Genomic DNA, 7,685 nt, shown 5'->3' on the forward strand with positions numbered 1-7,685 from the left:
CCTATCAGTTTGTATATTTTATGTCTACAGTTACACCTTTCTCTAGTGTCAGCGAATTTATTAATTTGCTGGAAACGAGAAAACAAAAATTTTCTGCCTCAGTAGTTTATCAAGCACCAGTTGTCTCAATTATATCTTCATTTTTTAATGCCCATAAGTATTTTGCCCCTACTTATGAATCTGTAATTAATCAAACATGGCAAAATTTTGAGTGGATAATCGTTGACGACTGCTCAACATCTCCAGAAGCGATCGCTCTATTTGATTCTTTACCAGCTAAGTCTGCAAAAATCAAAACGTTTTACCATCAAATCAACAGGGGATTAGCGGCTGGGAGAAATACTGCGATCGCTTACGCCACAGGTAAATACCTCTTCTTCATGGATTTAGACGATTTGCTAGATCCTACTTGTATTGAAAAATGCGTTCTCTTTCTAGAAACTCATCCAGAATTCTCTTTCGTCAACTCTTATTCTGTTGGCTTTCAAGCTGAAGAATATTGGTGGACTCATGGTTTTAATAAACCATCACAATTCATTCACCAAAATTGGGTTACAGGTAGATTACTTTATCGAAAGTCAGACTTTGATTATCTAGGAGGATTTGATGAAAACCTCAGATTTTACGAAGATTGGGAAAGGTGGCTCAAAGCCATAGTCAACGATCAAAAAGGTTGGACAATACCTGAATACTTAGATTGTTACCGTCGCCTTGATTCTGGTTTGTTAACAACTTCTAGAGCTAACATTACAGAAGAAAAAAAAGTCGCTGATTTAATTAACTCTCGCTATCAATATTTCTTTAATAAAAATTATCTTTCTGATATTACTATCCAAAAAAGTAACTTTCCTACTCATTTATCTGCTAGTAACATAGATGTTGCTAATCTTCTGGAACGTAACTATTCCACCAAGCACGTACTTTGTTTTTTTCCTCACTTAGAAGTTGGCGGTGCTGACAAATTTAATATAGATTTAGTGACTTTATTAGCTGCTCGTGGTTACGAACTGAGTATTGTTACAACTTCCAAATCAGAACATCCTTGGTATAAACATTTTTATAAGGTGACAGCAGATATATTTAATCTCTCTAATTTTTTACAAGACAATGATTGGTTGGGTTTTACGAAATACATTATTAAATCACGTCAAATTAATATCGTTTTTATCTCAAATTCTTATATTGCCTACTACTTTTTACCCTTGCTGCGTAGCGAATTCCCTGATGTCGCTTTCGTTGACTATACTCATACTTTAGATCCTGGTTGGCGTGGCTGTGGATATCCCCGTCTTTCTTGCCAATTCAACCAATTTTTTGACTTGCAAATCGTATCGTGTCGTCACCTTGCGGAATATTATCGATGTCTGAATCCGCAAACTACTGAAAAATTGCAAGTTAGTTATACTAACGTTGATACTAGTAAATGGGTGCAGGATAAAAAGAAGCGTGACGAAGTGCGATCGCACCTGCAAATTCCTGATGATTCAGTTGTTATCTTATTTCCAGCCCGTTTAGTCGAACAAAAACGTCCTCTACTATTAATTAGCATTATTCAAGAACTAGTTAATTGCTCTCTCAATATCTCGACAATTATTGTGGGTAATGGTCATTTATTGCCTGAAATGCAAGCTAAAATTAGTCGATTTGGTTTAGATTCATATTTTCATATATTGCCTGCTATTAACCCTAAAGAAATGCTTGACATCTATTGTGCTGCTGACATTTTGTTACTACCATCAGCTTATGAAGGGATTTCTCTAGTGATTTACGAAGCAATGTCAATGCAATTGCCAGTGGTTGCTTCCGATGTTGGCGGACAAGCAGAATTAGTCATCCCTGGAACTGGTTTTTTAGTTCCTAAAACAGAAGAGGAAAAAAGCGAAGTCAAGGAATACTTGAAAGTATTAATTCCTTTAATTCAAGATAGCGAACTACGCTGTAAAATCGGCTACCATGCACGGCAACGAGTCGTTGAAATGTTTTCCTTAGACAAGATGGTTGAACGCATAGATACCTTATTTACAGAAGCGATCGCTTCATGCCAAACCAAACCCAAACCAGTCATCAATCTGGCTTTAGCTGAAGAAATGCTCTTTGTTGCCCTAGAATACCTGCGCCAAGAGCAAGCTTTAAGCCATCTCTGGCAAGAAAAGTGTCATTTAGAGAGACAAACACATCAACTTGAACAAGAAAGACACGAATTAACTTGGAAAAAACGAGCTATGGAATCATCCAAGTTCTGGAAGTTAAGGAAACAGTGGTTTAAGTTTAAGCGATCGCTGCATTTGGCTCTAGATGAGGAAATATAAGTCAATACACTTCAGTTAAGGCTAAAAACTCAAACTGATGTAAGTTGGGTTGAGTAACAAAACCCAACATTCTCAAGACTTTGTTGGGTAACCTTAGACTCAACCCAACCTACTTTTCTGCTTAATCCAAGCATATTGAAATGTAAGTAGCTTATACTTCAAAATTATTTTTAAATAAAAATCGAGTCACAATATGAAGATATTTTTGATTGCTAGTGAATGTCCTCCAGTTCCTGGTGGTATTGCAACCTATATCGGCAATACAGCAGCGATGTTTGCTGATGCTGGGCATGAGATTACTATTTTTGCTCGCAGTGATAAAACAGAAACTGAAGAAAGAAACAAGCTGAAAATTATTAAAATAATTCCTAAAGATACTTATTTATTAAATTTTACAAAAGTTCATCCCCATTCTGAAAACCATCCGGGATTTCCTTATAATGTCATGGGTTATTGGGGTGCTGTCAGCTATCAATTAGCAGAAGAAGTTATTAACTATATTCGTATTTATGGTCAACCAGATGTTATTGAGAGCGAAGATTATAGCGGAATTGCTTATTTTTTATTGCAAAAAAAGTTATTAGGCTATCTAGAACTAAAAGGAGTACCAATAGTTGTCAACCTACATAGTCCTCAATATCTGCTTTATCCTGCTAACAAAATGCCTAGTTATCACCTTTATGATTACTGGGTAGGAAGGATGGAAAAGTTTTGCATCCTCGCTGCTGATGGAGTTTTTGCTCCCACCCAGTATATTACTCAACAGGTAAAAACGACTTTAAATCCCGATCTTGACATTGAAATTATCCCTTTACCAGCACCACAAAAACTTTTACATCAAGAGCAATTATCATTATCGTCACCCACACCCGGAGATATAGTTTACTTCGGTAGGTTAGAAATCAGAAAAGGTATTATCCCCTTATTAGAAGCTTGCAGTCAGTTATGGGATGCAGGCATAAATTTTCAACTTACAGCTATTGGTGGGGATACTTGGTATCATCTCCAAGGCTGTTATATGAAAGCTTATTTAACAGAAAAGTATCGTGAATACATTAATTTAGGTAAATTAATAATTTCCGCACCTTTACCCCAGGCTCAATTGTACGAACGAGTCAAAAAAGCATGGTGCGTAGTCATTCCTTCTCTGTGGGAAAATTTTCCTAATACTTGTCTGGAGTCTATGCTTTTAGGTAAAGTGATTTTAGCCTCATCTGCTGTTGGCCATGTAGAAATGCTACAAACAACAGAAATGCAAGGAGGTGTAATTTTTGATTTGCAGGATAGTAATGATTTCGCTGATAAATTAAACCAAATTCTCAGTTATTCAAAAACTGAAATTTTAGAGTTAGGAGAAAAAGCTCGGACTTTAATTTTGAGAATTTCCGCACCTGAAAATGTCTTATCAAAACGGATAGCGCATTTGCAAAAACTTATCGAACGGCATCAAGCTAGAAATATTTTTCCTTCCTTAAACTATCTACCTCATGGTAAGGTTGCTTATCCATCATCTTTATTTGAAAATCCAGATATAAGCATCAAATCTATAGTATCTGTTTGCATTCCATTCTACAATTGTGGTCACTACATAAGTGAAACTCTCATCTCTGTATTTGCTTCCAACTATCCTGATTTAGAAGTAATTATTTTCAACGATGGTAGTACGGATAAGAAGAGCCTCGAAACTCTAGCAGTTATCGAGCAAATATATAGTAACCTGAAAATTATTCATTCTGAAAACCTGGGTGTAGCCGCAGCGAGAAATAAAATGGTAGAGATAGCCAGTGGTGAATATATCGCTTTTCTCGATGCCGACGATAGAGTATCTCCAACTTTTTATGCACAAGCAGTAAAGGTATTAGAACAGTATACAAATGTAGGCTTTGTTGCTTCTTGGATTAAAGAGTTTGGTGATTCAGAAAAAGTTTGGGTAGCTTGGAATACGGAATTTCCTTATCTACTTGCTCACAATACCCTTGGCGTTTGTACTGTGGTACGAAAGGCTGCTTACCTTGCTACTGGTGGCATGAAATCTCTATTGGCAGAAAATTTAGAAGATTATGAATGTTGGATTAATATGTGTGAAAAAGGTTGGTTAGGAGTTGTAATACCCGAACTGCACTATTTTTATCGCATTCGTTCTGATTCGCGTTTGCAAAAGAGCAACCGCGAACAACTGCTCTATCTTTATGAGTTAATTGCTGCTTTACATCCTCAATTATATCAGGATTATGGTGTAGAGATTTATCATTTGTTAAATCAAAATGGTGCATCTTGGCTGTGGAATAATCCTTCACAAAACATAGTTGAACTTAATGTTAATTCAACAGGTATGGAAATACTTTCTCTTGTGACTAATAAACTTAAAAAAGTGTATAGCGATGGGGGCATATCTCTAATATTAAACAGGCTGTTGCGATTGACCAAATCATTTAGATGAAAAATGGTCAACTCAGAGGAAACAAGTAAATTCTTATCTTTGACTATACTTTTTTCAACTAGGATTATTCACCCCTGCAACTTATTTAATTCGTCAATTTCTTGAGCCAAGGAAGTAACATAATTAAAGATGAGAAATTATGGAAGCGAATAGGCCATGATTACTAAAGAAGAAATTACCATCAAAGTTCCCTCGTTGGTAGCAGAGGCATACCGCAATGCCACGCAAGAAGAACGGGAACAATTGCAACTTAAGATTGCGGCAATTATGCAGTCTCAATTTACAACTCCAAGACTTGAGGAGATTGCACGTTTAAGAAACACGATGGATAAAGCAAGCCTTGAAGCACAAGAGCGAGGATTAACGCCTTAAATCTTAGAATCGATTTTGAATGATGACGAATAATCGACGGTTCGTATTTGATACTAATGTGCTGATTAGTACATTTTTGTTTAGTCAAAGCAAGCCACGTCAGGCATTAGTGAAAGCTACTGTTATTGGCGTTATCTATAGTTTCTATATTGGACAAGCCCTAATGTGTTTTTTAGTCACTGCATTAAGTGCATTTATAATAGCTTGATCTAACTCTTAATAAGTTCTGGCAGCTTGCGAACGTAATACCAGTTATTTAGCTTTGGGTGTTTTTATTGTTATTTGTACCCCCTGAACGTTTACAATTAGTTTAATGGGAACCTAACTAGCGTGTCACACACTTACAGGTGCGTTCTTGCATATATCCCCACTCGCTGGGAAAATTAATTGAATGGCAACATAATTACAGTCATGATGAACAAATTCAAATATTTTCCCATATTATTTTTATATCTCGTTTTGATGGACGGTGCGACTATAAATATTTCTGCTCAGGCTGCTGTAAGTAAAGTTTTAGTAACGGCTCAAAACGAATCTCTCAACAAATCGGATATTGATAAAGTTATCGCTTTTTACGAATGGGCATTTTCAGCAAAATTCACTAGCGAACAGCGCAATCAATATCAATCAATAAAATTAAATGAGTTTCGCAAAGACCCAAATGGAACCAGAAAAAGCATTGACAATATAATTTCCAATTATACACAAGTTCTTGCTAAAAATGAAGAGGAACAAAGCCGGGTTCGGCAGGCATTTAACGGAGAATTTGTAGGGCAATTGCGAAATTTACCGAATGATGCGGAAGCCAAACTTTTGCTGTCTGTTTACAACAGCATACACGCGGACGAAACTGCTTCAAATGATGCTGATGATTCATCAGGCAGCGTTGAAGAGATTTCATCTTTAGTTGGAAAATGGGTCTGGACGCATACCGGAAACAGTGCTGTAAGCACGAGTGGCGCATATATCGGATCGAACGGTTCGCGTTTCACTTATCAATTTCTGCCGAACGGAACGGTCGAATTTACGGGAATAATGAACGTAATGAACGGCGGCTGCAACCAGCAAATTTTCCAATCTCGAAAAGGAAAAGTCCGTCTGAGCGGCAGTACGATGACAATTAACTGGTCTCCTACAACTTTCACTCGTGACTTTTCATGCGACAGAGCAAACAACTACACGAAAACTTTGCCTGCGGAAAACGAAACTTATCAGGTAAAATTCAAAACCGATTTAGATCAGAAACAGCTTTGTCTGATAAGTAAGGACGAAACCTGTTTCAGCCCGACAAATTAGGCCAAATGACAAAGCAAGCTTTATTCGTTTACTCAAGTAGCTAGATTTGAACGCACCACCAACTAAGCCTGCGGCTCATGTCAATTCTAATATCAAGCCCCACCTAGATACTTTCGAGGTAGGGCTTTTTTTATGTCTGGAGTCAATATGCAATCATGTATCAAGCGCGATCGCAGTATTGAAAGCGGCTCATCAATTCAAGAGCGTAAGTTTCTGTTCGATTGCTCATTTACCCCCAGAACCGAATGGCACTAAGTTAAGCTGAAGGGTATGCAGTGTAAAGATTGCAGAGGAGCAGGGGGCAGGGGCGCAGAGGGAAATTTCTAAATATCCGAACGCAATGCTTAAAACTTCTTCTTTCTCCCCTGCTCCTCCGCTCCTCTGCACCCAAGAGCCTCAACGATTTTCCCTTTACAAGCGTGCCATTCCTCTCTGAAACTCTTATTTCTCCGTGTCCTCTGCGCCCTCTGTGGTTCGTTTTTTCATGATTTTGCGTAAGTCCTGTTGGCGAAGGTATTGGTCTTCACTGATTATTTTTATCAGGTGCAAGATATGAGTAGGCCCAGTTATTGGTTCTCTGTGGGTACTGATTGCCAAGCAAGGCGATGTTTCCAGTGCGATGTGAAATTAAGTTGAACTACTGGGTTAAAGTCCTGCAAAGCTGCTGAAAAAGTTTTCTCTTTTAGCTTTCTTGCATCTTGGTTGTTCAACTGTTTAGGGCATTGTGGATTCCATACATATTTTTGACAAGTTTGGTGGGCAATTTCTACATCACTGCCATTTTCAGGATTTTGAAAGACGGGATGATAATGTAACCTGTTACAGCAAACTTGCAACCATTCTTGCCATCCACATTGCCACAAGCGGACTGTTCCATCAAGACTACCACTGACAATCAGTCTACCATCAGGGCTAAAAGCTGCGGAATTTACCCAATACTCATGCCCGCGCCAAGGTTGACCAATGGGGTTGCCGTGAATATCCCATAAGCGCACTGTCGAATCATTGCTGGCACTGATAATCCACTGACCATCAGGGCTAAAGGCGACAGAATTAACTTCTTTTTCATGTCCGTGCCAAGGTTGACCAATGGGGTTGCCGTGAATATCCCATAAGCGCACTGTCGAATCATTGCTGGCACTGACAATCCATTGACCATCAGGGCTAAAGGCAACAGAATTAACTTCTTTTTCATGTCCGTGCCAAGGTTGACCAATGGGGTTGCCGTGAATATCCCATAAGCGCACTGTCGAATCATTGCTGGCACT

Annotated in this window: 6 protein-coding genes; 5 read left to right on the forward strand and 1 reads right to left on the reverse strand. The window is 38.2% G+C overall.

Annotated features, from left to right (window positions below):
- The first annotated feature begins 20 nt into the window (after nucleotides 1-20).
- The 5 genes from V7K42_RS12320 (at nucleotide 21) to V7K42_RS12340 (ending at nucleotide 6,672) form a co-directional block, all read left to right on the forward strand.
- On the forward strand, nucleotides 21-2,309 hold the full coding sequence (locus V7K42_RS12320; RefSeq protein ID WP_334916513.1) for a glycosyltransferase: 2,289 nt from the start codon (nucleotides 21-23) through the stop codon (nucleotides 2,307-2,309).
- Between the two features lie 193 nt (nucleotides 2,310-2,502).
- Nucleotides 2,503-4,749, forward strand: a complete 2,247-nt coding sequence (locus tag V7K42_RS12325; protein WP_334916515.1) for a glycosyltransferase — start codon at nucleotides 2,503-2,505, stop codon at nucleotides 4,747-4,749.
- A 156-nt stretch (nucleotides 4,750-4,905) separates the two neighbouring features.
- Nucleotides 4,906-5,121 carry a hypothetical protein gene (locus V7K42_RS12330; RefSeq protein ID WP_334916516.1) on the forward strand — a complete coding sequence of 72 codons (216 nt, stop codon included), beginning with the start codon at nucleotides 4,906-4,908 and terminating at the stop codon, nucleotides 5,119-5,121.
- 387 nt (nucleotides 5,122-5,508) lie between these two features.
- Entirely contained in the window at nucleotides 5,509-6,417 is a 909-nt protein-coding gene (locus V7K42_RS12335) for a hypothetical protein (RefSeq protein WP_334916518.1), read from the forward strand.
- 132 nt (nucleotides 6,418-6,549) lie between these two features.
- Nucleotides 6,550-6,672 carry a hypothetical protein gene (locus tag V7K42_RS12340; protein ID WP_334916520.1) on the forward strand — a complete coding sequence of 41 codons (123 nt, stop codon included), beginning with the start codon at nucleotides 6,550-6,552 and terminating at the stop codon, nucleotides 6,670-6,672.
- A gap of 311 nt (nucleotides 6,673-6,983) precedes the next feature.
- Here V7K42_RS12340 and V7K42_RS12345 read toward each other — a convergent pair.
- A partial coding sequence (locus V7K42_RS12345; protein ID WP_334916522.1) for a WD40 repeat domain-containing protein occupies nucleotides 6,984-7,685 on the reverse strand: 702 nt, incomplete at its 5' end.

The organism is Nostoc sp., assembly GCF_036917455.1.
GTDB lineage: Bacteria > Cyanobacteriota > Cyanobacteriia > Cyanobacteriales > Nostocaceae > Nostoc.

Excerpts from the sequence above, each read along its gene's own strand:
- V7K42_RS12330 (WP_334916516.1), top strand. The coding sequence starts at position 4,906 with ATGATTACTAAAGAAGAAATTACCATCAAAGTTCCCTCGTTGGTAGCA.
- V7K42_RS12340 (WP_334916520.1), top strand. The coding sequence starts at position 6,550 with ATGTCTGGAGTCAATATGCAATCATGTATCAAGCGCGATCGCAGTATT.
- V7K42_RS12320 (WP_334916513.1), top strand. The coding sequence starts at position 21 with ATGTCTACAGTTACACCTTTCTCTAGTGTCAGCGAATTTATTAATTTG.
- V7K42_RS12325 (WP_334916515.1), top strand. The coding sequence starts at position 2,503 with ATGAAGATATTTTTGATTGCTAGTGAATGTCCTCCAGTTCCTGGTGGT.